This window comes from Streptomyces sp. NPDC046909 (assembly GCF_040644695.1).
Lineage (GTDB): Bacteria > Actinomycetota > Actinomycetes > Streptomycetales > Streptomycetaceae > Streptomyces.
Genome location: NZ_JBEYXC010000001.1, coordinates 950,213 through 974,609, shown reverse-complemented (window position 1 = coordinate 974,609; position 24,397 = coordinate 950,213). Strand labels below are relative to the sequence as shown.

The window sequence follows — 24,397 nt, the reverse complement described above, 5'->3', positions numbered from 1 at the left end:
GGAGTGGGGCCGGTTGTACGGGCGGGTGCGGGTGCGCCGGGATGCGCCGTCATCCCGGGGTGAATTGACGGCCGGTCAGTTTCCGAACGCCGCGTCGAAGGAGGCCGACGGCGGCTCGAAGTCGTAGGCCTTCAGGCTCTTCAGGGCCTCCGGGGCGCCCTGAAGGCGGTCCATGCCGGCGTCCTCCCACTCGACCGAGATCGGGCCCTGGTAGTCGATGGAGCGCAGCATCCGGAAGACGTCCTCCCAGGGGACGTCGCCGTGTCCGGCGGAGACGAAGTCCCAGCCGCGGCGCGGATCGCCCCAGGGCAGGTGGGAGCCGAGGCGGCCGTTGCGGCCGTCGAGGCGTTTGCGGGCTTCCTTGCAGTCGACGTGGTAGATCCGGTCGCGGAAGTCGTAGAGGAAGCCGACCGGGTCGAGGTCCTGCCAGACGAAGTGGCTGGGGTCGAAGTTGAGGCCGAAAGCCCGTCGACGGTCGACCGCATCCAGTGCGCGTACGGTCGTCCAGTAGTCGTAGGCGATCTCGCTGGGGTGGACCTCGTGCGCGAAGCGGACGCCCTCCGCGTCGAAGACGTCGAGGATCGGGTTCCAGCGGGTCGCGAAGTCCTCGTAGCCGCGCTCGATCATCGCCTCGGTGGCGGGCGGGAACATGGCGACCAGGTGCCAGATCGAGGAGCCGGTGAAGCCGATGACGGTGTCGACGCCGAAGGCGGCCGCCGCCCGCGCGGTGTCCTTGATCCGGGCGGCCGCCCGCTGCCGTACGCCTTCGGGCTCGCCGTCGCCCCACACCTCGCTCGGCAGGATCGCCGCATGGCGTTCGTCGATGATGGCGTCGCAGACGGCCTGGCCCACCAGGTGGTTGGAGATGGCCCAGCACTTCAGGCCGTACTTCTCCAGGAGTTGGTGGCGGGAGGCGATGTACGTCGGGTCGGCGAGGGCCTTGTCGACCTCGAAGTGGTCGCCCCAGCAGGCGAGTTCGAGTCCGTCGTAGCCGAAGTCGCGGGCCAGACGGCAGACCTCCTCCAGAGGGAGATCCGCCCACTGGCCGGTGAAGAGCGTGAACGTGCGCGGCATGTCTCTTCCGCCTCCTCAGAGGGCTATGGGCGTGTAGACGGAGTTCTTCTCGGCGCTCTCCTCGACGGCCGCGAGGACGCGCTGGACCTGGAGTCCGTCGGCGAAGGAGGGCTCGGGGCGGCGGCCTTCGGCGATGGCGTGGACGAGGTCGCGGGCCTGGTGGACGAAGCTGTGCTCGTAGCCGAGTCCGTGGCCGGGCGGCCACCAGGCGTCCAGGTAGGGGTGGTCGGGCTCGGTGACGAGGATGCGGCGGAAGCCGGCGTGGGTGCCGGGCTCGGTGGCGTCGTGGTACGAGAGCTCGTTGAGGCGCTCCAGGTCGAAGGCCAACGAGCCGCGCTCGCCGTTGAGTTCGATGCGCAGGGCGTTCTTGCGGCCGGTCGCGAAACGGGTCGCCTCGAAGGAGGCGAGGGCGCCGGAGGTCAAGCGGCCGGTGAAGAGGGCGGCGTCGTCGACGGTGACCGGGCCGGTGCCGGCGGACGCCCCGGCGGAGAGGCCGCTGGTGGCGCCGATGGGCAGGGGGCGTTCCCGTACGAAGGTCTCCAGCAGGGCGGACACCCCCGCGAGCCGCTCCCCCGCCAGATACTGGACGAGGTCGATGATGTGCGCCCCGAGGTCGCCGAGCGAGCCCGAGCCCGCCAGTTCCTTGCGCAGCCGCCAGGTGAGGGGGAACTCCGGGTCCACGAGCCAGTCCTGAAGGTACGTCGCCCGGACGTGGCGCAGCTTTCCGAGCCGGTCCTCGGCGACCATCCTCCGGGCGAGCGCGGTGGCGGGCACCCGGCGGTAGTTGAAGCCGACCATGGACAACTGCCCGCGCCCGTACGCCCCTTCGGCGGCCTCCGCCATCGCGGCGGCCTCCTCGACGGTGTTGGCGAGGGGCTTCTCGCACAGCACGTGCTTGCCCGCGGCGAGGGCGGCGAGGGCGATCTCGGCGTGGCTGTCGCCGGGGGTGCAGATGTCGACGAGGTCGACGTCGTCCCGGGCGATCAGCGCACGCCAGTCGGTCTCGGCCGCCGCCCAGCCGTGCCGGTCGGCGGCGGCCCGCACGGCGGCGGGGTCGCGTCCGCAGATCGCGGCCAGCACCGGCTGCCTGGGCAGGTCGAAGACGCGTCCCACGGTCCGCCAGCCCTGGGAGTGGGCGGCGCCCATGAAGGCGTAGCCGACCATGCCGACCCGGAGTGGCGGCTTCTCGGCCCCTTCTGACTGCTGCGGCTGTGCCATGCGGAATGTCCTCCTCGTCGTCGTGGCGCGGTGGGGGGTGCCTCCCGCCCGACGGACCTGACCGGCACATCGGGCGGAACGCCTCACTTGAAGCCGGTGGACATGTACTGGTCGACGTTGGTCTTGTCGACGACGGCCGAGTACAGCGTGAGCGAGGCCGGGATCTCGAACTCGGCGAGCCCGCCGATGCCCTTGCCCTGACCGAGGGCGCGAGCGAGGTCGATCGCGGAGGCGGCCATGGTCGGCGGGTACAGGACGGTCGCCTTGAGGACGCCGTCGTCCTTCTTGATGGCCTGGAACGCGGAGAGCGCGCCCGCGCCGCCGACCATCAGGAAGTCGTCCCGCCCGGCCTGCTCGATGGCCCGCAGCGCGCCGACACCCTGGTCGTCGTCGTGGTTCCACAGCGCGTCGAACTTCGACTGCGCTTGCAGGAGTTGGGCCATCTTGGCCTGACCTGACTCGACCGTGAACTCGGCCGCCTGACGTGCCACCTTCTTGACGTTCGGGTAGTTCTTCAGCGCGTCGTCGAAGCCCTTGGTGCGCTGCTGGGTGAGCTCCAGGTTGTCCAGGCCCGCGAGTTCGATGACCCGGGCGTCCGACTTCCCCTTGAGCTTCTCGCCGATGTAGTGGCCGGCGTTCAGGCCCATTCCGTAGTTGTCGCCACCGATCCAACACCGGTACGCCTGCGGGGAGTTGAAGATCCGGTCGAGGTTCACGACCGGGATGCCCGCGCGCATCGCCTTCAGGCCGACCTGGGTGAGCGCCTTGCCGTCGGCGGGCAGGATCACCAGGACATCGACCTTCTTGTTGATCAGGGTCTCGATCTGGCCGATCTGCGCGGCCGTGTCGTTGGAGCCCTCGGTGATCTCCAGTGTGACGTCGGAGTACTTCTTCGCCCGGTTCTTGGCGTTGTCGTTGATGGCGTTGAGCCAGCCGTGGTCGGCCTGCGGTCCGGCGAAGCCGATGGTGACCTGCTTGCCGGGCTTGTCGTCGGCGGCCGGCTGGTCGTTCGCGGCGGGCTCGTCGTCGGACTCGTTACTCGTGCAACCTGCGAGGACGGCACCCGCGGACACGGCGGCGGCCCCGAAAAGAAGTCCTCTGCGGGTGGGGAGTCGGCTTTCGAGTGGCTGCATGGCGGTGAACCCTTTCCTCAGGTCGTGCTTGCGGTACGGCGCTGGACCAGCACGGCGGCGACGATGATCGCGCCCTTGGCGATCTGCTGGACGTCGCTCTGCAGGTTGTTCAGGGCGAAGATGTTGGTGATCGTGGTGAAGATCAGGACTCCGAGCACGGAGCCGGTGATGGTGCCTCGGCCACCGCTGAGCAGCGTGCCGCCGATGATCGCGGCGGCGATCGCGTCGAGTTCGTAGAGGTTGCCGTTGGTGTTCTGGCCGGAGCCGGACAGGATGATCAGCAGGAAGGCGGCGATGCCGCAGCACAGCCCCGACAGCAGGTAGAGGTAGAGGCGTTGGCGGCGGACGTCGATGCCGGCGAGCCGGGCGGCCTCCGCGTTGCCGCCGACCGCGACGGTGCGGCGGCCGAAGGTGGTGCGGTTGAGGACGAGCCAGCCGATGATCGTGACGACGGCGAACACCATGACGAGCGGCGGGATCCCGAGCACGTACGCGTCGCGCAGACCGAGGTCGAGGACGCTGTCGACGGTGACGATCTGCGTCTTGCCGTCGGTGATCTGGAGGGCGAGGCCGCGCGCCGAGGCGAGCATGGCGAGCGTCGCGATGAACGGGACCATTCCGCCGTACGCGATGAGCAGTCCGTTGACCAGGCCGCAGCCGAGGCCGACGAGTACGGCGGTGAGGAGGATGCCGCCGAAGCCGTACTCCTGGGTGGCGACGGTGGTCGCCCAGACGGAGGCGAGGGCGACGATCGCGCCGACGGAGAGGTCGATGCCGCCCGACATGATCACGAAGGTCATGCCGACGGTGACGACACCGATCACCGAGGCCTGGGTGAGGACGAGTTGGAGGTTGCGGGTGTCGAGGAACTCGTCCGGCTTGGTGATGCCGCCGACCAGGATCAGTGCGGCGAGGACCCCGAGCAGGGAGAGGGTGCGGACGTCGGCCCGGGCCAGTACCAGGCGCCAGGAGGGTTGTCGGGCCACGGGGGCGGTCTTTCCGGTGCCGCCCCGGGGCGGTGAGACGTGCTGCGTCATGACGCCGGGCTTCCTTCCATGACGAGGTCGAGTACGCGGGGTTCGTCGAGTTCGCGGGCGGGGGCGGTGTGGACGACGCGGCCCTCGCGCAGGACCAGGACGCGGTCGGCGAGGCCGAGCACTTCGGGCACCTCGCTGGAGACGAGCAGGACGGCGAGGCCCTCGTCCGCCAGTCGACGGACGACTGCATACAGTTCACTGCGGGCACCGACATCGACCCCGCGCGTCGGCTCGTCGAGGAGCAGCACCCGGCAGCCGCGCAGAAGCCAGCGGGCGAGGACGGCTTTCTGCTGGTTGCCGCCGGACAAGGTGCGCACCGGGACGGACGGGTTGTCGGGCCGCAGGGACAGCTCGCGGGTCGCCGCCCGTGCCGCGCCCCGTTCGGCGCCGCGGTCGATCCAGCCGCCGCGCGAGAAGCGGGACATGGAGGAGACCGAAACATTGCGGGTGACGGACTCCAGCATCAGCAGGGCCTGCGCCTTGCGTTCCTCGGGGGCGAGGCCGAGGCCGGCGCGGACGGCGGCGCGGACACTGCCCGGCTTGAGCGGACGGCCGTCGACCAGCACCTGCCCGGATGTCGGCTTCCGCGCACCGTATACGGTCTCCAGTATTTCGGATCGCCCGGACCCGACGAGCCCGGCCAGTCCGACGATCTCCCCCGGGTGCAGGGTGAGATCGAGCGCCTCGAACTCGCCCTCCCGGGCGAGCCCCCGGACCTCCAGCACCGGCGTGCCCGTCGGGGCGGAGACGGGCCGGTCCGGGAAGACGTACTCCACGTTCCGTCCCGTCATCAGCGCCACGACCTCCCGGGTCGGCGTCGACTTGGCGGGCAGCCCGCCCGCGACGGCCCGCCCGTCCTTCAGCACGGTCACCCGGTCGCCGATCCGCCGGATCTCCTCAAGGCGGTGCGAGATGTAGACGACGGCGACCCCTTCGGCGGTGAGGTCGCCGACGATCCGGAAGAGGTTGTCGACCTCGTCCGGGTCGAGGGCGGCGGACGGTTCGTCCATCACGATGAGCCGTACGTCGTGGGAGAGCGCCCGCGCCATGGAGACGATCTGCTGCTGGGCCGCCGACAACTCGCCCACCAGCCGCGCCGGATCGATCTCCGGATGCCCGAGTCGCTTGAGCAGAGCGGCGGTTGACGACTTGGCCGCCTTGCCGCGTACGACGAATCCGGCCGCCGTGGGTTCATGGCCGAGGTGGACGTTCTCGGCGACCGACAGGTGCTCCACCAGGTCGAGTTCCTGGTAGATGGTGGCGATGCCGAGGCGCATCGCGGCGATCGGCGAACGGAGGGTGACCTCCTCGCCGCGCCAGCGGATGGTGCCGGTGTCGGGCTGGTGGGCGCCGGCGAGGACCTTGATGAGGGTGGACTTGCCGGCCCCGTTCTGGCCGAGCAGACAGTGCACTTCACCGGCCTGGACGTCGAGGTCGACGCCGTCGAGGGCCCGGACTCCGGGGAACGACTTGGTGATGCCGGACATGCTGAGCAGCGGTGGTTCTGGTGCCATGAGGTCCCCTTGGCGGGCGTGCGGGCCGGTTTCAGGGCAGGGCGAGGCGTTTTCGGGCAGGGCGGGGCAGGGCGCCGTACGGGTGTGGGTGTCGAAGCGGGTGCTTACGCGGGTGAGGACAGCGGGTGCTTACGCGGGTGAGAACAGGTGGTCGCTGATCAGCCGGGCCGCGCCGATGACTCCGGCGGTGGGTCCCAACTCCCCCAGGACGATGGGCAGGTTGCCGGTCGCCAGCGGCAGCGACTGGCGGTAGACCTGGGTGCGGATCGCGGCGAGCAGGGTGTGGCCGAGGCCGGTCACCCCGCCGCCGATCACCACCAGGCCGGGGTTGAAGAAGGAGACCAGGCCGGCGATGACCTGGCCGGTGTGGTTGCCGCCCTCGCGGATCAGGTCGAGGGCGGTGGCGTCACCGGCGGCGGCCGCGGCGGCCACGTCGATGGCGGTCAGGGTGCCGTTCGTCTCCAGCCGGGAGGCGAGTTCGGCGGAGTGCCCCTGCTGGGCGGCCTCGACGGCGTCCCGGGCGAGGGCCGCCCCGCTGAAGTGGGCTTCCAGGCAGCCCCGGTTGCCGCAGGCGCACGGCCGGCCGTCGGGCACGGCCCGGATGTGCCCGATGTCTCCGGCACTGCCCGTCGCCCCGCGGTGGACCTCACCGCCGACGACGATGCCGCACCCGATACCGGTGCCGATCTTGACGCAGAGGAAGTCGCCCACGGAGCGCGCCACTCCCGCGTGCTGCTCCCCCATGGCCATCAGGTTCACGTCGTTGTCGACCATCACCGGACAGCCCAGTTCCTGGCTGAGCGCCTCCCGCACCGGGAAACCGTCCCAGCCCGGCATGATCGGCGGCGCGACCGGCACCCCCTCGGGGAAACGGACCGGCCCCGGGACACCGATGCCGGCGCCGTCGAAGCCCTCCGCCAGCCCTGTCGCCTTCAACTTGGCGGCCATGGACAGGACTTGCTCGAAGACCGCGACCGGGCCCTCACGGACGTCCATCGGCTGGTTGAGATGCCCGAGGATCTCCAACTCGGCGTTGGTGACCGCGACATCGACCGAGGTCGCGCCGATGTCCACGCCGAGGAAACGCAGCTTGGGGGCGAGCCGGATGTTGTGGGATCGGCGGCCACCGCGCGAGGCGGCGAGTCCGTCGGCCACGATCAGGCCCGTCTCCAGCAGCCGGTCCACCTCCACGGCCAGCTTGGACCGTGACAGGTCGACCTCATCACCCAGCTGTGCGCGGGAGTTGGGTCCTCCGTCGCGCAACAGCTTGAGCAGCCGGGCCTGATGAGCGTTCGCGGGTCGTGCCGTCATGCGTCTCACTAGCCCCTCCCCGCCTGGACCGGCCGCCAACTGTCTGGCTTTCGAGGGGAACGTAGCAGTGGCTGCCGAACCTGGGAAGAAGCTGTGCACGAATTACCCGCGACTTTCTCCACTCACAGGACAAAGGAAAGTGTCGAGCCCCATTCCCGATCACGCCCATACGATCTGGTCAGCATCGCTCCAAGGGGAACGCATCCAGGGGGAACGCATGAACTCCGCAGTGGAGGCACCGGGGCACGTGGCGGATCCGGGCCGCCGCGTCACGACACTCGAGCTCTTCTTCGATCTCGTCTTCGTCTTCGTCCTCACCCAGCTCACCGTGCTGCTCACGGCCGACCTGTCCTTCGCCACGGCCGGACGGGTCGCGCTGGTCTTCGTCGTGCTGTTCTGGATGTACGCGGCCTACGCGTATCTCACCAACCAGGTCCCGCCGGACCGCCCTTCACGACGGCTGCTGCTGATGCTCGGCATGGCCGGGTTCATGGTGTGCGCGCTGGCGATCCCGCGCGTCTTCGACGACACCGGTGTGGTCTTCGGCCTCGGCTTCCTGCTGGTGGTCGTCGTGCACACCGCCCTGTACACCCGCAGTCACGGCTACGACTCGATCTGGTACGGCGTGCCGAACGCGCTGGCCGCCCTGTCGGTGACGGCGGCCGGAACGGTCGACGGCCTCGCCGCGGACGGGCTGTGGCTGCTGGCGCTGGTGCTGCAGTTCGTGACCCCGTTCATAGCCGAGCGCGGTCCCGGCCGCGCCGACGGCCGCACACCCGACGCCCTTCGGGCCCAGCTCGGCAGCCTGGATCCGGCGCACTTCGTGGAACGCCACGGACTGCTGCTGATCGTCGCGTTCGGCGAGTCCGTCATCGCGATCGGCATCGGCATCGGCGATCTCCCGCTCACCGCGGGGCTGTTCGGCGGGGCGTTCCTCGCGCTCGCCGTGGTGACGGCCCTGTGGTGGACGTACTTCGTGCGCGACGAGCGGCTCGCCGAGGCGGCGTTCGCCGCGACGCCCCCGCCGGCCCGCTTCCGGCTGGCGATGAACGCGTACTACTACGCCTTCCTGCCGATGCTGCTCGGCATCGCCTTTCTGGCCGCGGGCGTGAAGAAGACCCTCGGTCATCTCACCCAACACCCGCACACCGCACCGGCGTTGGCGCTCGCCGGCGGTGTCGCGCTCTTCCTCGCCGGCGATGTGGCGTTCCGTGCGGTGCTGCGGCTGCGCCCCGTGCGCTTCCGCCTCGCGGCCGTACCCGTCGCACTGGCGGCCGCGCTGCTCGGCGTACGCACCTCCGCGGCCGTCGAACTCCTCGCGCTGGTGGCCGTGTTGGTGGGGATGCTCGCGGTGGAGGCCCGCTGGGGCAGCCGGGTTCAGGCCTTGGCGCGGGCGTGATACGAGCGCCGCGTGTGCTCCGTGTGCTCGCGCATGACATGCGTGGCCCGTGCCTCGTCACGGTCCAGGATCGCGTCGATCAGATCGCGGTGCTCGGCCCAGGACTGTGCTCCGCGCTGCCGGGCGATCGGCGCGTAGTACCAGCGGACCCGCCGGTCGACCTGTGCGGCCAGTTCGGCCAGGACGGCGTTGCCGGCCAGCTCCATGATCTTGGCGTGGAAACGGGCGTTGAGCAGGACCGCGGCCTCCACGTCGTCCGAGGCGACGGCCCCCAGTCCCTGCCCGTGGATGTCGATCAGCGCGTCGATGCCCGCCTTGGAGGCGTTCGCCGCCGCGAGGCGGGCCGCCTCGGCCTCCAACAGGGTGCGGACCGTGAGGAGTTGGTCGGCCTCCTCCTCGGTGGGCTCGTGCACGAACGCGCCCTGGGCGGGCCGCAGATCGACCCACCCCTCGGTGTTCAGCCGCTGGAGCGCCTCACGCACCGGCTGCCGTGACACCCCGAGATGGCCCGCCAGTTCACTCTCCACGAGGTGCTGGCCGGGTTGCAGGGCACGGGTCGTGATGAGTTCCAGCAGCGCCTCGTAGACCCGGTCACGCAGCGGTCCGGGGCGTTCGAGCTTGGGCACCGCGCCCTGCGGCAGTCCTGGCGTCGACAACATCGGTCGGTCCCCCTCCTGGGCAGCGCGAGAAGACTGCGGTCGGAAAGTCGTTCTGAATTGTCTTTCGTCTACAGCCTACGGCGCACCGTAGCCAGTCCGTCACGGAGTCGACCGCGTCACACTCTGCCGTACCGCCCCGTCACGGGCAGCGGACGACCTGACCGGCGTACGACAGGTTCCCGCCGAACCCGAAGAGCAGCACCGGATCACCGGTGGAGAGCGCGCCCTGTTCCACGAGCTTGGAGAAGGCGAGCGGGACGCTGGCCGCGGAGGTGTTACCCGATTCGGCGACGTCGCGGGCGACGACGGCGTTGACGGCGCCGATCCGCTCGGCGAGCGGTTCGATGATCCGCAGGTTGGCCTGGTGCAGCACGACCCCGGCGAGTTCCTCGGGCGCGAGCCCGGCCCGCTCGCAGGCCTTGCGGGCCAGCGGCGGCAGCTGGGTGGTCGCCCAGCGGTACACGCTCTGCCCCTCCTGCGCGAACCGCGCGGGCTGCCCCTCGATGCGCACCGCGTGCCCCATCTCGGGCACCGAACCCCACAGCACCGGCCCGATGCCGGGCTCCTCGCCGGGCGGGCAGGCCTCCACGACGGCGGCCCCCGCCCCGTCGCCGACGAGCACGCAGGTCGTGCGGTCGGACCAGTCGGTCACGTCGGTCATCTTGTCGGCGCCGATGACCAGCGCCCGGGTCGCGGCACCGGCGCGCACGGTGTGGTCGGCGGTGGCCAGCGCGTGGGTGAAGCCCGCGCACACCACGTTGACGTCCATCGCGGCGGGCGAGGGGATGCCCAGCCGTTTGGCGACCCGCGCGGCCATGTTCGGGGAGCGGTCGACGGCGGTCGAGGTGGCCACCAGGACCAGGTCGATGTCGCCGGGAACGAGGCCCGCGGCGGCGAGAGCCTTGGCGGCGGCGTGCGCGGCGAGCTCGTCGACCGGCTCGTCGGGCCCGGCGACATGACGTGTGCGGATGCCCACCCGGCTCCTGATCCACTCGTCACTGGTGTCGACCATGCCCGCCAGGTCCTCGTTGGTGAGTACCTTGGCGGGCTGGTAGTGGCCGACGGCGGTGATGCGCGAGCCGTTCATGGGTGGTCCCCCTCGTTGCCTTGGGTAGCGGGATCCACCAGTCTGATCAGTGACTCGCGGGTACGGCGGCAGGTGTTGGCACAGGAATCGGGCGCCCGGGTTGTGGGCTTCTGTCAGACCCTCGGACGCCCGAACACTTCCCGAACACTCACTTGGTGAACAGCTGCGTCGCCTTCTGTACGAGCTCGTACAGGCCGTAGGCGAGCGGTGTGCCCACCCACAGCCAGGCGAAGGCGATCAGCGGGCGCCGGTCAGGCGGACTCTGACTGCTGTCGGACTGCGACATCGGCGGCCTCCCTCGGTGCGGGGATGTGGTGGCGGGCATGGACGGGCCGGACCAGTTCGTTGGCGACGAAACCGATCGCGAGCAGCCCGATCATGATGAACAGGGACATCGTGTAGAGGGAGGAACCGTCCTTGCCGGCCTCCTCCTGCCGGTCGGCGATCCAGTTCACGATCAGCGGCCCGAGGACACCGGCCGTGGACCAGGCGGTGAGCAGCCGCCCGTGGATGGCACCGACCTGGTGGGTGCCGAACAGGTCCTTCAGATAGGCGGGGATCGTGGCGAAGCCGCCGCCGTAGAAGGAGAGGATCACCAGCGCGCAGAGGATGAACACCGGCTTGGACGAGTCGCCGACCAGCGCGATGAGCAGGTACATCAGCGCGCCCACGCCCAGGTAGACGCGGTAGATGTTCTTGCGGCCGATCAGGTCCGAGGTGGACGACCAGCCGATCCGGCCCGCCATGTTGGCCGCCGACAGCAGCGCGACGAAACCGGCCGCGGCGGACGCCGACACCGTTGTCGAGGTGTTGGCGAAGAAGTCCGTGATCATCGGAGCGGCCTTCTCCAGGATGCCGATGCCCGCGGTCACGTTCATGCAGAGCACGACCCACAGACACCAGAACTGCGGGGTCCGCACGGCGCTGCGGGCGGACACCTGCGGCCCTTCGAGCACGCTCGGCCCGCTCTCGCCCGCGGGCTTCTCGGTACGCGGCACCCGTACGAGCAGCACGCCGAGGGTCATGAAGACGGCGTACGACAGTCCGTGCACGAGGAACGCCGCCGCGATCCCGGAGCTGTCGGAGCCGAAGGACTCCAGCATCTGCGCCGACCAGGGCGAGGCGATCAGCGCGCCGCCGCCGAAGCCCATGATGGCGATGCCGGTGGCCATGCCGGGGCGGTCCGGGAACCACTTGATCAGGGTCGACACCGGCGAGATGTAGCCGATGCCGAGGCCTATGCCGCCGACGAAGCCGTAGCCGAGGACGATCAGCCAGTACTGCTCGGTGTACGCGCCGAGCGCGGACAGCAGGAACCCGGAGGAGAAGCAGACCAGGGCGACGGTCATCGCCCAGCGCGGCCCGTTGCGCTCCACGAGCGTGCCGCCGAACGCGGCCGACAGCCCGAGCATGACGATGCCGAGCTGGAAGGGCAGGGCGCTCTGCGTACCGCTGAGGCCGAGCGAGGATTCCAGGGGCGGTTTGAACACGGACCAGGCGTAGGCCTGGCCGATGGAGAGGTGGACCGAGAGAGCGGCGGGGGGAACGAGCCAGCGGCTCCAGCCGGCCGGCGCGACAGGGGGACTCATGATCAGGGACGGTAGGGAGAACCGGGGGAGTTGAGAAGGCGGCGCGTCGAACGTATGCGATGAGCGGTATGCAGAACGCGCCGAACGGTCGGACGGTGATCGGGGCCTCGGCCGTCCGCTCGCCGGTTCCCTCTGCCGTCTCCCGCGCTGCGCGAACTCTTGTCGACCGGCTGACCATACTGTAGACAATATGGAGTCGACGGCATTCGGTATTGTGCAGCCGGTCGGCTTCGTGCATCTCTCCGCGGTACACCCTCGACCGAACGGAGCACCCTCACAGTGAAGGTCGCAGTCCTCGGCGCCGGAGCCATCGGCGCCTACGTCGGCGCCGCCCTGCATCACGCGGGCGCCGACGTCCACCTCATCGCCCGTGGACCGCATCTGGCGGCCATGAGGCAGCACGGCGTGCGCGTGATCAGCCCCCGCGGCGACTTCACCGCCCGCCCCCACGCCACCGACGACCCGACCGACATCGGCCCCGTCGACTTTGTGTTCCTCGGCCTGAAGGCCAACTCGTACGCGGCGTGCGGGCCGCTCATCGAGCCGCTCCTGCACGAGTCGACCGCGGTCATCGCCGCCCAGAACGGCATCCCCTGGTGGTACTTCCACCGGCACGGCGGCCCGTACGACGGGCAGCGCATCGAGAGCGTCGACCCGGGAGGCACCGTCAGCGCCGTACTGGCGCCCGAGCGCGCCATCGGCTGTGTGGTCTACGCCGCCACGGAACTCGAAGGCCCGGGCGTCGTACGCCACTTGGAGGGCACCCGCTTCTCCATCGGCGAACCCGACCGGTCGCTCTCCCCGCGCTGCAAGGACTTCAGCGACGCCATGCAGACCGGCGGCCTCAAATGCCCGGTCGAACCCGACCTGCGCAACGACATCTGGCTCAAGCTGCTGGGCAACATCAGCTTCAACCCGATCAGCGCGCTCGCCCGCGCGACCATGCGGCAGATGTGCCACCACGGCGGCACCCGCAAGGTCATCGAGACGATGATGGAGGAGACCCTGGCCGTCGCGGAGGCCCTCGGCTGCCGGGTCCCCATCTCCATCGAACGCCGTCTCGCGGGCGCCGAACGCGTCGGCGACCACCGCACCTCCACCCTCCAGGACCTGGAAGCCGGCAAGCCCCTGGAACTCGACGTCCTGCTCACCGCCGTCATCGAGCTGGCGGACATCACCGGCGTCGACGTCCCCACCCTCCACACCGTCCACGCCCTCAGCGACCTCCTCGCGCACCGGACCGCCGCGTGAGGCAGCCCCCGGCGACCGGCATCCGCGGGGTGGGCCTCGGGCCCGTTCCGCGGGTGCAGGACAATGGGACCGTGAAGGTCACCTCGCCGCACGACGACCCGGTGACCCACGGCGATCTCCGCATCAAGGGCCGTTTCGGCCACCCGCACGTACAGAACCGGGGCTGATCAGGACATGGGACGAGTCACGGAACGACGCAAGGTGCTCCGCATCCGGGACGGCGCGGTCTCCACCCGGCCGGACACCCTGGTCGCCGAGGAACCGCTGGAGATCCGGCTGAACGGAAAGCCGCTCGCGATCACCATGCGCACGCCGGGCGACGACTTCGCGCTGGCCGCCGGTTTCCTGGTCAGCGAGGGTGTCCTGGCGACCGGATCCGATCTCCAGAACATCGTCTACTGCGCGGGGGCGACCGTCGACGGCTCCAACACCTACAACGTGGTCGACGTGCGGACCACGCCCGGTGTGGTGATCCCCGACATCACCCTGGAGCGGAACGTCTACACCACCTCGTCCTGCGGCCTGTGCGGCAAGGCCAGCCTGGACGCGGTCCGTACGACGACCCGCTGGCCCATCTCCGACACTCCCCCGGTCCGAGTCGAAGCCGACCTGCTCGCAAGCCTCCCCGACCGGTTGCGCGCGGCACAGCGGGTCTTCGACCGGACCGGGGGTCTGCACGCGGCGGCCCTGTTCAGCGAGGACGGCGAACTCCTCGACATACGGGAGGACGTGGGCCGGCACAACGCCGTCGACAAGCTGGTCGGCCGCGCCCTCCAGAACGACGGCCTGCCGCTGTCCCGCACGATCCTCCTCGTCTCCGGCCGAGCCTCCTTCGAGCTCGCGCAGAAGGCCGTCATGGCCGGCATCCCGGTCCTGGCCGCGGTGTCCGCGCCGTCCTCCCTCGCCGTCGACCTCGCCGTCGAGACGGGGCTCACTCTCGTCGGCTTCCTGCGCGGCGCCTCCATGAACGTGTACGCGGGACAGGACCGCATCGCCCTCAGGGCCGCGGCCACCCAGGGCTGACCGGGTTCCCCGCTGCACGACGGCGGGGCCCCTCACGGCGGGGAGCGCCCCCTGCGCCGCGGGGCCCCGCCGCTGAGCGCTCCGCTGGATGTGCGGCGACATGTCGGCGTTCGTCTGCGGCGCCGTCGTGGCTGGTCGCGCCCACGCGGCGAAGCCGCACATCGATACAGTCCCGCGCCCCTTGACGGCGCTGCCGTACCGCAGCCGACTTCACCGGGTCCGCTTGCACCTGTCCGACGGCGTGCCGGCGTCGCGGGCCCTAGCCCTCCCGCGCGAAGGCCACCTCGGCCGCCCGCACCACCGACCCCAGCCGCGGGAAGTCCAGCCGTACGGACGCCTCGTGCTCGGCGGCGGTGAACGCGGCCATGGCGTCCTCGACGAAGACCAGGTCGTAGCCGAGGTCGGCGGCGGCGCGGGCGGTGGACTCCACGCCGAGGTTGGTGGCAATGCCGCCGAACACCAGGGTGGTGACGCCGAGTTCGCGGAGGCGGTCGTCGAGTCCGGTGCCCTGGAAGCCGCCGATCGTCCCCTTCACGATCTCCAGGTCGCCATCCTGCGCGAGCCCGGCCACAAGGTCGCTGCCGGGCGGCTGTTCGGCGACCCCGGGGCGCTCCACGCGGATGAGCACGACAAGGGCACCGGCCGCACGGAAGACGGCCGCCAACTCCTCGGCGACGGACAGGACTTCGGTGCCCTTACGGGGCTCCAGGGGCAGCGCGACGATCCGGTCCATCAGATCGACGAGAACGAGGGCGCTGCGCGCATCGAGGGCGAGGGGTGCGGTCATGACGGAACGTTATCCGTCATCAGCCCTCCGTACCGGAAATCCGGATCAACAAGCCGCTGAAAAGCTCGCGTTCGGCATTACGCGTACCTGACGTCAGCCCTGACGCCCTGCCACCACCCGTCCGGCGGAGTCGGCACCCGTGGCACACCCCGGCGGCAAGTGGCTCGTTGATGACGGTGAGTTCAACGGGCCGTGTCTTGTCGGAACCGGCCCGTAGTCCCGGTAGGAGGCAGTCACTTGGATGCCGGCACCACCCTGCTCGGCTCGTTACTGGCGGCCGCGGGCGTGCTGGGCGCAGCCGCCGTGGCCTATCTGGGCAAGCGCGGGGAGAACGCGCTGAGCGGCTACTCCAGCCTGACGGAGAAGCTCCAGACGGAACGCGACCGGCTCGAACGCCAGGTCGCCGAACGTGACTCGCGCATCGACGAGTTGACCTCGCTGCACACCGCCGACCAGTCGGAGATCGCGCGGCTCAGGCTCGACATCCACCGACTGGGAGGTACGTCGTGAGGACTCGCTTCGAGCGACTGCTCGCCCCGAGGTGGCGCAGCGTCTTCCTCGTCTGTGTGCTGGTCGCGCTGAGCGGGATCGCGGTGATCCTGTGGGCGCGTATCGACGCCGGGGACCGCCGCGCCGACGAGTTGCAGGCGGAGGCGGACGCGCGCGGCAAGGCCGTGTCCACACTGGCGCAGGACGTGCGGGAGCTGCGGGCCCAGGTCGAGGCAGGCGGCGGCACGCCGGCGGCGCCCGATCCGTCCGAGGCGGTCGACGACCTGATCGACCGGATCCGGGTGCCGGCATCGTTGCCGGGCGAGCGGGGCGCGAAGGGCGACCGCGGGGCGACCGGGGCCGGCGGCGCACCCGGCGCCCGGGGCCCGCGGGGCGAGCCCGGTCCGTCGGGGCCGCCGGGACCGGAGGGCTCCCCCGGCCCGTCAGGCCCGTCAGGCTCGCCCGGCGAGACCGGGGCGCCCGGGGATACCGGCGCTCCGGGCCCCGCGGGTGCCGAGGGTTCCGCCGGACCGGTGGGCCCCGCGGGCGTCGACGGCACCCAGGGGACCCCGGGGGTGCAGGGCCCCAAGGGCGACAAGGGCGACCCCGGCCCGCAGGGCGTTCCGGGCCCCGCCTGCCCCGACGGCTACACCCTCCAGGTCCCGGCGAGCGACCCGGACGCCTTGGTCTGCCGCAGAGCGGGCACGGGCACGACCACGCCCGCCACCGCCGCCGTTCTGCCGATCCTGCCCCTGGTGCCCCGCCGACGGGTGAACGCACGCGTCTTGTGGGGTGTCGGAGACCCCAACTAGCCTCTGTGACGTGCACGTTGGACGTGGGATGTCCAGATGTCCGGATGAATGAAGGGCAGGTCGCACCGTGCCGTCGAGGCTTCGCGCACGTCTGAGAACCGTCACCGTCACCCTTTTGGCGCTCCTCGTCTCCCCGCTCCCCGCACACGCCCGACCGACCGCCGCACCACCGCCCGTCACGTCGGCATCCGTCGCCCCGGGGTCGTCCGTCACCTCACCGCCGTTCGAGCAGCAGATCCTCTTCAAGGCCTCCCAGGACCCCGGGTACGCCTGTTTCCGTATCCCGGCGATCGTGCGGAGCACGGACGGCACCCTGCTCGCCTTCGCGGAGGGCCGGGTCCTCAACTGCGGTGACGCCGCCGACATCGACATCGTCCTCAAGCGCTCCACGGACGGCGGCCGCACGTGGGGTCCGCTCCGGGTGGTCAACGACGGCGGCGGCGACACCCACGGCAACCCGGCGCCGGTCGTGGACCGCGAGACCGGCCGCATCCTGCTGGCCGAGACGTACAACACGGGCCGTACGGACAGCGGGAGTTGCGACATTCCGTGCGACCGCACCCCGCGTCTCCAGTACAGCGACGACGACGGTCTGACCTGGTCCGCGCCGCGCGATCTGAGCGACGAGATCCTGCCGCCGGAGTGGAACTCCTGGTACGCCACCGGGCCCGTGCACGGCGTCCAGCTCACCCGCGGCCGGCACGCCGGGCGACTGGTGCTCGGCGTCAACACCGAGTCCTGGGACGGCAGTCGAGTCAGCGCCAACCACGCCGCGCTGATCGTGAGCGACGACGGCGGGGACCACTGGAGGGTGGGCGCGCGCGACTCCTGGCCGATCGCCGCCGACGGCACCTTCCGTCAGAAGCCGTCCGAACTGACCCTCGTCGAGCGCGCCGACGGCTCCCTCCTGGTCAGCGGCCGGGAGCAGGACGGCACCGACCTCGGGCACCGCGGCCAGACGGTCAGCCGCGACGGGGGCGACAGTTTCGTCTCGCCGTTCCGCGCGCTGCCGGACCTCTACACACCCCAGGTGCAGGGCTCGATGGTCCGCCTCGGCGGCCGTCTCCTGCTGGCCTGCCCGGCCGACCCGGACCGGCGCCGGACCATGATGGTCCGCTCCTCCTACGACGGCGGCCGGACCTGGGACAGTGTCGACCGCGGCACGGTCGTCACCGCGGACTGGTCGGGCTACTCCGACATGGCGCCCATCGGGCACGACACCGTCGGCCTGCTCTACGAGGGCGGCGCGGTCGACGCCCGGGACGAGATCCGCTTCGCCCGCTTCACCGAGGACTGGCTCGCCCGGCGCCGCGGCCCCGACCCCACCACCGCCGACCTGGCCCCGTATGCGCGGCGCGCCAGCGTGCTCGGCGGCGCGGAGGAGACGGCGGGCGTACACGGCGGCGCGCTGTCCTTCGACGGCGCCGACGACGCCGTACGCCTTCCCTATCGCGACGAACCGCCGCTCGGGACAAGGGACTTCACGGCGTCGCTGTGGTTCAGGTACTCCGCGACGGCCGGGGAGCAGCCCCTGTTGTGGATGGGCGGGATCGGGACTACGCAGCCTCAGGTGTGGCTGCGTGGCGAGCCCGCGAACGACCGCGTGCAGGGGCTGATCACGGTCCGGGACGGGGCCGCGGCGCCCCGGTCGGCCTCCGTGCGGACGAGCGGTGCCTACAACGACGGCGCGTGGCACCGGTTGGCGCTCCGGCGGGGCGGCGGGCGGCTGACCTTGTTCCTGGACGGTACGGCGGTCAGTACGGCGGACGTGCCGGGCTCGGTCAGCCGTAACTCGCCGTTCGGTGTGCACATCGGGCAGCGCATGGACGGCCGGGCGTTCTTCACCGGGGCGATCGACGACGTCCGGGTCTGGGACCGGGCGCTCGGCGACGAGGAACTGGCCGGCGGTGACACCCGGACGCGGAACACCGTCCTCTGGCTGCCCATGGACCAGGTGAGCGACAGCCACTAACGTCCCGTGGGTGCCCGACGACGTACGAGCACGACAGCGGACGGGAACGGGGCTCGGCCTGTTGCTGGCCCTGGTTCTCGGAGCCGTGCTGCTCACGGCTCTGCCGAAGGACGACGATCGACCGGATTCGGGCGACTGTATACCGTATTCGGTCGGCTCGTGGTCGACCGACGACCGCCTCACCTCCGAGTTCGCCCGCTACGGCGACGACGCCACCCGCGCCGACGACTGGACCGGCGGCGACGGCACCCACTCGGTGCGGCTGCCGGACGGCCGGGTGCTGTGGCTGTTCTCGGACACCTACCTCGGCCAGGTGTACGCCCCGCCGAACCCGGTCGGCGAGTCCTTCGCCTGGCGGGACACCACCGCCCCCCTGGTGCGGAACTCGGCGGTGCTGATGCGCGACGGCCGGCTGGAGTCCACTCTCCCCGCCCCGCTCTTCCCCGATCCGGGCCCGAACCAGTGGCGGTGGCCGGTCGCGGCGACGGTCGAGCCCCGTTCGCCCGGGTCGGACGAGCAGGTGGTGCGGGTGCTGCTGTGGGTGCGGACGGCGGGGGCGGCGCCGTGGATCTACGGGATGCCCACCGCCACCGAGGTCGCCACGCTCTCGCTGCCCGATCTGCGGGTCGAGTCCATCACCACGGTGTTCGACCAGCGGCTGGTTCCCGACGCCTCCCGGCGCGTCCAGTTCGGCACGACGATCGTCGAGGAGGGCGGTTGGACGTACGTCTTCGGCGGGGACGACGGGCAGGCGGCCTCGCGGCCGGTGTCGTCGGCGTATGTGGCCCGGGTGGCGGTGGGCAGGCTCCATGAGCCCGCCGCCTGGCAGTTCTGGAACGGCTCCGAGTGGACCTCCGCCGCCCACCCGGCGCGCGTGCTCGGCGATGAGCGCAAGCGCACCGGAGTGGGCAGCGCCTTCTCCGTGGTGCGCAAGGACGGGACGTACGTCCTGTTCACGATGGCGGCGGGCACCGCGGGCCTGACCACCGTCACCTCCTACTGGGCCTGCTCCCCCACCGGGCCGTGGCACGGGCCGACGAAGGACTTCGTCGCCGCGCTGCCGGACGGCGAGGTGGCGGCGTACAACCCGCAGATCCAGCTCGCCGTGTCCGGCGGCGCCTCGGGCGAGGGGAGCGGCGAAGGGCGGCTCGTGCTCAGCTACGACGTCAACTGGCTGGAGCCGAACGCCGCGGCCGCCCAGCTCAACCGGAACGTGTCCCTGTACCGACCGCGGTTCGTGACGCTGACCCTGAAGCGGACGGGCTGACCTCGGCTCCCGGCCCCTCACCCGCTCCCTCGCCCTCGCCCGCGGGGAGCGGGTCGTGGGAGCGGCGCTTGGCGATCACCGCGCAGACCATCAGCTGCATCTGGTGGAAGAGCATCAGCGGCAGCACGGCCAGCGAGGCGTGCGCGCCGAACAGGACGCTCGCCATGGGCAGTCCGGAGGCGAGGGACTTCTTCGAGCCCGCGAACTGGATCGCGATCCGGTCCTCGCGGTCGAAGCGCAGCGCCTTGGCGCCGTACCAGGTCAGCGCGAGCATCACGGCGAGCAGTACGGCCTCGACGACGAGGAGTCCGCCCAGCCGGAGCGGGCTGACCTGGTGCCAGATGCCCTGGACCATGCCCTCGCTGAACGCGGTGTAGACGACGAGGAGGATCGAGCCCCGGTCGACCAGTCCGAGGACCTTCTTGTGGCGCGTGATGAACCCGCCGATCCACCGGCGCAGCAGCTGCCCGGCCACGAACGGCACCAGCAGTTGCAGCACGATCTCGACGAGCGAGTCGGCCGAGAAGCCGCCCGCGCTGCTGCCCAGCAGGGCGGCCGCGAGCAGCGGGGTGATGACGATGCCGACCAGCGAGGAGAAGGAGCCGGCGCAGATCGCGGCGGGCACGTTGCCGCGGGCCATGGAGGTGAAGGCGATCGACGACTGGATGGTCGAGGGGACGAGGGTGAGGAAGAGCAGGCCCTGGTAGAGCGGCTGGGTCAGCAGGACCGGGACGAGTCCGCGGGCGGCCATCCCCAGCAGCGGGAAGACGAGGAACGTACAGGCCAGGACGGTGACATGGAGCCGCCAGTGCTTGAGTCCGTCCAGTGCCTCACGGGTGGACAGGCGGGCGCCGTAGAGGAAGAAGAGGAAGGCGATCGCGGCGGTGGAGGCGCCGGAGGCGACGTCCGCACCCGTCCCGCGCGCCGGGAGGAGGGCGGCGAGGCCCACCGTTCCCAGGAGCAGCAGGATGTACGGGTCGATCGGCATCCAACTCGGCCAACGCAGGCGTTTCACGGTGCTCCATCTAGCTGGTGTCTGTCGGGTGGTACCGGGGCCGCAGGACCCCCCTTCATCGTCCTCCTCCGGCTCGCGATCGGGAATCCGGCATACGGCTCTGACTGTCATCACGTTCCGCGATAAGCTGCGGGGCATGTACGACCCGTCCCAGTTGCGTACGTTTCTGGCGGTGGCCCAGACGCTGAGCTTCACGCAGGCCGCCCGGCGGCTCGGGCTGCGTCAGTCGACCGTCAGTCAGCATGTACGGCGTCTGGAGGACGCGGCCGGGCGGCAGTTGTTCACCCGGGACACGCATTCCGTGGAGCTCACGGAGGACGGCGAGGCGATGCTCGGCTTCGCGCGCCGGATCCTGGAGGTGCACGAACAGGCGTCGGCATTTTTCACGGGTACCCGGCTCCGCGGCCGCCTGCGCTTCGGGGCGTCGGAGGATTTCGTCCTCACCCGCCTGCCGGAGATCCTGGAGGGCTTCCGCTCCGACCACCCCGAGGTCGACCTGGAACTGACCGTCGAGCTCTCGGGCACCCTGCACGAGCAGTTGGCGGCCGGAAAGCTGGACCTGGTGCTGGCGAAGCGGCGGGCCGAGGATCCGCGCGGCGAGCTGGTCTGGCACGACAAGCTGGTCTGGATCGGCGCGGAACGCCTCCGCCTGGACCCCGAGCGCCCGGTCCCGCTGATCGTCTACCCCCCACCCGGCATCACCCGCGCCCTCGCCCTGGAGTCCCTGGAACGCCAGGGCCGCGAGTGGCGCATCGTCTGCACGAGCGGCAGCCTCAACGGCCTGATCGCGGCGGCAAGGGCGGGCCTGGGCGTGATGGCCCACTCACGGGGCCTGGTACCACCGGGCCTGGTCCGTATGCCGGACCGGGCGGGCCTGCCGGAACTGGGCCAGGTGGACTTCGTACTGGTGCACGGCCACAGGCGTACGGCGGCCCAGGAGGCGGCGGACGCGCTGGCGGCGGCGATCCTGGCGGGCGGCGACCGTTTGCACAGACGGTAAGTGCAACGCCGATAGGGGCGCGGGGCTGTATCACTATGCGGCTCCGCCGCGTGGGCGCGACTGGCCACAACGGCGCAGCGGACGACACTCAACGCACCGGCACCGGATACGTCAGCTGCTTGACCCGCCGCAGGAACACCGACGACTCCACGTGCCGCACCCCCTCCAGCCGCCCGAGCGGCCCGCTGAGGTAGGCGTAGAGATGCGCCGTGTTCCGCACGACCGCCGTTGCGACGATGCTGCACGGCCCGGCGGTCGCCGAGGCGTGCGCGATCTCGTCGTGGGCGGCGAGGGCCTCGCCGACGGACCGCAGGGCGGCCGGGGCGGTGGTGATCCACAGGACCGCGGCGAGGGGATAGCCGATCGTCTCGGAGTGGTACTCCACGTCGACGTACACGGCCCCCGAGGCGAGCAGCGCGGCGAGGCGGCGTTTGACGGCGGACTCGGAGCGCCCGGTGGCGCGTTGGAGCTCGGGATAGGTGGCCCGCCCGTCCCGTTCCAGCGCGGTCACCAGCGGTTCGTCCTCCGGGTCGATGCGCGCCGGGCCCTCCGTGGCGACGGGGCCGGGCCGCAGGGCCTCCTTCTGCTCCGCCGTCAGCACGGCGAACTTGCTCAGCCACCCCGTCGGCCCGCCGTAGAAGCGGTGCAGCATCTGGTGGGCGCGGATCTCCAGGACGCGCGGGGTGCGCGGCAGTTTGCCGAGCAGCAGGTCGTCGCGGTCGCCGGGGCTGCGCGGCCGGGTGCCGAAGATGACCTCGGTGCCGCCGGAGGCGATGCCGATCCAGTTGGTGTCGGGCCGTCTGGCGAGGGCGTCGGCGATCGCCTGGGCGCTGTCCGGGACACAGCGCAGCCGCATCGTCCACTGGTCCTGGCCGAGGCGTTCGGCGTCGCGCACGGCCACGATCCGCAGGCCCCCCTCCGCGCACAGCCGTCGGTAGCGGCGCGCGACGGTCTGGTCGGAGACGCCCAGCACTTCCCCGAGCCGGGCGAAGGAGGCGCGGGCGTTGACCTCCAGGGCGTCGAGCAGTTGCAGGTCGAGCCGGTCGAAGATGTCGGATTCCATCTCCATGACGCAGTCTCCTGTCGGATTCGGTCGCCTGGTCCGCTCGTTCGGTTGTGATCGGCCGCGAGGCGCCCATCGTACGCAGGCATACGCACTCCACTACAGAAGGAGTAGAGGACATGCGTACATGGGGGCCGCTCACAGCGGTGTGCTTGGGCACGTTCATGTTGTTGCTGGACGTGACGATCGCGGTCGTCGCGCTGCCGGGCATGGCGCGGTCGCTGAACGCGTCGCTGAGTGATCTGCAGTGGGTGATGGACGGGTACGCGCTGGCACTGGCCGCGCTGCTGCTCGGAATCGGGGCCGCCGGTGATGTGATCGGGCACCGGCGGGTGCATGTGACGGGCGTGGCGCTGTTCGCGGCGTCCTCACTGCTGTGCGGTGTCGCCTCGGGGCCGGGGACCCTGGTCGCCGCGCGGGTGTCGCAAGGGGTGGGCGCGGCGGCGACGCTCGCGACGACGCTGCCGTTGTTGGGCTCGGTCTATCAGGGCAGGCGGCGCTCGGTGGCGCTCGGTGTGTGGGGCGCGGTGAGCGGCGCGGCGGCCGCGGTCGGTCCGGTGCTGGGCGGGCTGCTGACCGAGGGGCCGGGCTGGCGGTGGATCTTCTACGTCAATCTGCCGGTGAGCGTGGTCGCGGTGTGGCTGACCCTGAAGGTGGTGCCGGAGTCGCGGGGTCCGCGCGGGCGCCGGGTCGACTGGGCGGGAACGGTGACGTTCGCGGGCTTCGCGGGCGGGGTGACGTACGGGGCGGTGCGGGCGGGTTCGCACGGCTGGGCCGCTTCCGGCACCCTCGCCGCCTTCGCGCTCGCGGCGCTGGCGCTGGTCTGCTTCGTGCTGGTGGAGCGGCGGGTGGCGGATCCGCTGATCGATCTGCGGCTGTTCCGGGTGCCGGCGTTCGCCGGGGTGATGGCGGGGGCGCTCGCTTTCACCGGGGCGGCGTTCGGCGTGATGGCGTACACGTCGATCTGGTTGCAGACCGTGCTGGGGATGAGTCCGGTGCGCGGCGGGCTGGTCTTCCTGTGGCTGTCGCTGGCGGCGTTCGTGGTGTCGGCGGTGGGCGGGCGGCTGCTGCACGGGGTGCCGTCCCGGATCACCGTCGGGGGCGGGCTGCTGCTGATCGGTTCCGGGCAGTTCTGCATGGCGGTGCTGGACGCCGGCTCGGGCGCGGGCGCGCTGGTGCCGGGGCTGCTGCTGGTGGGCTTCGGTACGGGTTTGGTGGCGCCCGGGATCGCGGGGGCCGCGCTGGCCGTCGTACCGCCCGAGCGGGCGGGGATGGCGGGCGGTGCGGTGAACACGTTCCGGCAGCTGGGGTACGCGCTCGGGATCGCCGTGTTCGGTACGGCGCTGACGTCGCGGATGCGGGACACGCTGCCGCGCGACGCGGCGCACGCGCTCGCGGGCGGCGGCGCCGGGGAGTTGAGCGGGGCGTTCCCGGAGCAGGTGCTGCGGTCGGCGTTCGCGTCGGGGCTCAACACCGCGGCGGTGGTCGCGGGGCTGGTGGCGACGGTGGGCGGGGTGCTGGTCCTCGCCCTGGTCCGGACGCCGAGGGCGGGCGGCCCGGGTGTGACGGATTCGGGCGCCGGGACGCTGACAGAGAGGACGGCAGCGCAGCGGAACTGATCATTCCACCAGCGGGCCCGGGCCGTAGTCGGGTCGTACAGATTCGGTGGAGATTACGGGACCGAAACTTACTCAACC

The 24,397-nt window shown here is 71.3% G+C and carries 22 protein-coding genes and 1 pseudogene; 10 read left to right on the top strand and 13 right to left on the bottom strand.

Annotated elements, in window-relative coordinates:
- Positions 1 to 75 precede the first annotated feature (75 nt).
- The 6 genes from ABZ928_RS04050 to ABZ928_RS04025 all read right to left on the bottom strand — a co-directional run bounded on the left by ABZ928_RS04050 (position 76) and on the right by ABZ928_RS04025 (position 7,287).
- Positions 76 to 1,074 (bottom strand): sugar phosphate isomerase/epimerase family protein, encoded by a 999-nt coding sequence (locus ABZ928_RS04050; protein ID WP_361514884.1) that lies wholly within the window; start codon positions 1,072 to 1,074, stop codon positions 76 to 78.
- A gap of 15 nt (positions 1,075 to 1,089) precedes the next feature.
- The gene (locus ABZ928_RS04045) at positions 1,090 to 2,292 is read right to left on the bottom strand and encodes a Gfo/Idh/MocA family oxidoreductase (RefSeq protein WP_361514883.1); all 1,203 of its coding nucleotides are present in this window, start codon (positions 2,290 to 2,292) and stop codon (positions 1,090 to 1,092) included.
- A gap of 83 nt (positions 2,293 to 2,375) precedes the next feature.
- Positions 2,376 to 3,425 carry a substrate-binding domain-containing protein gene (locus tag ABZ928_RS04040; protein WP_361514882.1) on the bottom strand — a complete coding sequence of 350 codons (1,050 nt, stop codon included), beginning with the start codon at positions 3,423 to 3,425 and terminating at the stop codon, positions 2,376 to 2,378.
- Between the two features lie 17 nt (positions 3,426 to 3,442).
- Positions 3,443 to 4,462, bottom strand: a complete 1,020-nt coding sequence (locus ABZ928_RS04035) for an ABC transporter permease (protein ID WP_361514881.1) — start codon at positions 4,460 to 4,462, stop codon at positions 3,443 to 3,445.
- A complete protein-coding gene (locus ABZ928_RS04030; RefSeq protein WP_361514880.1) occupies positions 4,459 to 5,976 on the bottom strand; it encodes a sugar ABC transporter ATP-binding protein in 1,518 nt (505 codons plus the stop codon). Before ABZ928_RS04030 ends, ABZ928_RS04035 begins: the two co-directional genes overlap by 4 nt.
- A gap of 129 nt (positions 5,977 to 6,105) precedes the next feature.
- A complete protein-coding gene (locus ABZ928_RS04025; RefSeq protein ID WP_361514879.1) occupies positions 6,106 to 7,287 on the bottom strand; it encodes an ROK family transcriptional regulator in 1,182 nt (393 codons plus the stop codon).
- A gap of 217 nt (positions 7,288 to 7,504) precedes the next feature.
- Between ABZ928_RS04025 and ABZ928_RS04020 the strand changes: the two genes are divergently transcribed.
- Positions 7,505 to 8,686, top strand: a complete 1,182-nt coding sequence (locus ABZ928_RS04020) for a low temperature requirement protein A (protein WP_361514878.1) — start codon at positions 7,505 to 7,507, stop codon at positions 8,684 to 8,686.
- On the opposite strand, the gene ABZ928_RS04015 is transcribed toward ABZ928_RS04020, so the two are convergent.
- The 4 genes from ABZ928_RS04015 to ABZ928_RS04000 all read right to left on the bottom strand — a co-directional run bounded on the left by ABZ928_RS04015 (position 8,665) and on the right by ABZ928_RS04000 (position 12,021).
- Complete coding sequence (locus ABZ928_RS04015) at positions 8,665 to 9,345, bottom strand: GntR family transcriptional regulator (RefSeq protein WP_361514877.1); 681 nt, start codon at positions 9,343 to 9,345, stop codon at positions 8,665 to 8,667. The two genes, ABZ928_RS04020 and ABZ928_RS04015, sit on opposite strands and share 22 nt — an antisense overlap.
- 139 nt (positions 9,346 to 9,484) lie before the next feature.
- Complete coding sequence (locus tag ABZ928_RS04010) at positions 9,485 to 10,432, bottom strand: beta-ketoacyl-ACP synthase III (protein WP_361514876.1); 948 nt, start codon at positions 10,430 to 10,432, stop codon at positions 9,485 to 9,487.
- Between the two features lie 148 nt (positions 10,433 to 10,580).
- Complete coding sequence (locus ABZ928_RS04005; RefSeq protein ID WP_361514875.1) at positions 10,581 to 10,718, bottom strand: hypothetical protein; 138 nt, start codon at positions 10,716 to 10,718, stop codon at positions 10,581 to 10,583.
- Entirely contained in the window at positions 10,684 to 12,021 is a 1,338-nt protein-coding gene (locus ABZ928_RS04000; protein WP_361514874.1) for an OFA family MFS transporter, read from the bottom strand. The genes ABZ928_RS04005 and ABZ928_RS04000 overlap by 35 nt, the downstream gene beginning before the upstream one ends.
- Positions 12,022 to 12,300: 279 nt before the next feature.
- Between ABZ928_RS04000 and ABZ928_RS03995 the strand changes: the two genes are divergently transcribed.
- From ABZ928_RS03995 to fdhD, 3 genes and pseudogenes are all read left to right on the top strand, one after another.
- The gene (locus tag ABZ928_RS03995) at positions 12,301 to 13,272 is read left to right on the top strand and encodes a 2-dehydropantoate 2-reductase (RefSeq protein ID WP_361514873.1); all 972 of its coding nucleotides are present in this window, start codon (positions 12,301 to 12,303) and stop codon (positions 13,270 to 13,272) included.
- A gap of 53 nt (positions 13,273 to 13,325) precedes the next feature.
- Positions 13,326 to 13,439, top strand: a pseudogene (locus tag ABZ928_RS03990) (Fe-S-binding domain-containing protein); the annotation flags it as partial.
- Positions 13,440 to 13,446: 7 nt separating this feature from the next.
- Complete coding sequence (fdhD, locus tag ABZ928_RS03985; RefSeq protein ID WP_361514872.1) at positions 13,447 to 14,295, top strand: formate dehydrogenase accessory sulfurtransferase FdhD; 849 nt, start codon at positions 13,447 to 13,449, stop codon at positions 14,293 to 14,295.
- A gap of 259 nt (positions 14,296 to 14,554) precedes the next feature.
- On the opposite strand, the gene ABZ928_RS03980 is transcribed toward fdhD, so the two are convergent.
- Positions 14,555 to 15,082: an isochorismatase family protein gene (locus tag ABZ928_RS03980; protein ID WP_361514871.1), complete on the bottom strand. Its 528-nt coding sequence runs from the start codon at positions 15,080 to 15,082 to the stop codon at positions 14,555 to 14,557.
- A gap of 237 nt (positions 15,083 to 15,319) precedes the next feature.
- Between ABZ928_RS03980 and ABZ928_RS03975 the strand changes: the two genes are divergently transcribed.
- The 4 genes from ABZ928_RS03975 to ABZ928_RS03960 all read left to right on the top strand — a co-directional run bounded on the left by ABZ928_RS03975 (position 15,320) and on the right by ABZ928_RS03960 (position 19,622).
- The gene (locus tag ABZ928_RS03975) at positions 15,320 to 15,592 is read left to right on the top strand and encodes a hypothetical protein (RefSeq protein WP_171146965.1); all 273 of its coding nucleotides are present in this window, start codon (positions 15,320 to 15,322) and stop codon (positions 15,590 to 15,592) included.
- Positions 15,589 to 16,383, top strand: a complete 795-nt coding sequence (locus ABZ928_RS03970) for a collagen-like protein (protein WP_361514870.1) — start codon at positions 15,589 to 15,591, stop codon at positions 16,381 to 16,383. The genes ABZ928_RS03975 and ABZ928_RS03970 overlap by 4 nt, the downstream gene beginning before the upstream one ends.
- Before the next feature lie 67 nt (positions 16,384 to 16,450).
- Positions 16,451 to 18,355 carry an exo-alpha-sialidase gene (locus ABZ928_RS03965; RefSeq protein ID WP_361514869.1) on the top strand — a complete coding sequence of 635 codons (1,905 nt, stop codon included), beginning with the start codon at positions 16,451 to 16,453 and terminating at the stop codon, positions 18,353 to 18,355.
- A gap of 10 nt (positions 18,356 to 18,365) precedes the next feature.
- Positions 18,366 to 19,622 carry a hypothetical protein gene (locus ABZ928_RS03960; RefSeq protein WP_361514868.1) on the top strand — a complete coding sequence of 419 codons (1,257 nt, stop codon included), beginning with the start codon at positions 18,366 to 18,368 and terminating at the stop codon, positions 19,620 to 19,622.
- On the opposite strand, the gene ABZ928_RS03955 is transcribed toward ABZ928_RS03960, so the two are convergent.
- Positions 19,558 to 20,610, bottom strand: a complete 1,053-nt coding sequence (locus tag ABZ928_RS03955) for a bile acid:sodium symporter family protein (protein ID WP_361514931.1) — start codon at positions 20,608 to 20,610, stop codon at positions 19,558 to 19,560. The genes ABZ928_RS03960 and ABZ928_RS03955 overlap by 65 nt on opposite strands.
- A 163-nt stretch (positions 20,611 to 20,773) precedes the next feature.
- Here ABZ928_RS03955 and ABZ928_RS03950 point away from each other — a divergent pair, with 163 nt between their 5' ends.
- Positions 20,774 to 21,637, top strand: coding sequence for a LysR substrate-binding domain-containing protein (locus tag ABZ928_RS03950; RefSeq protein ID WP_361514867.1), 864 nt, complete (start codon positions 20,774 to 20,776; stop codon positions 21,635 to 21,637).
- An 88-nt stretch (positions 21,638 to 21,725) separates the two neighbouring features.
- Here the strand turns inward: ABZ928_RS03950 and ABZ928_RS03945 are convergent, their stop codons facing one another.
- Positions 21,726 to 22,706, bottom strand: a complete 981-nt coding sequence (locus ABZ928_RS03945) for an Lrp/AsnC family transcriptional regulator (protein ID WP_361514866.1) — start codon at positions 22,704 to 22,706, stop codon at positions 21,726 to 21,728.
- A 113-nt stretch (positions 22,707 to 22,819) separates the two neighbouring features.
- Between ABZ928_RS03945 and ABZ928_RS03940 the strand changes: the two genes are divergently transcribed.
- Positions 22,820 to 24,319, top strand: coding sequence for an MFS transporter (locus tag ABZ928_RS03940; protein ID WP_361514865.1), 1,500 nt, complete (start codon positions 22,820 to 22,822; stop codon positions 24,317 to 24,319).
- Positions 24,320 to 24,397: the final 78 nt, after the last annotated feature.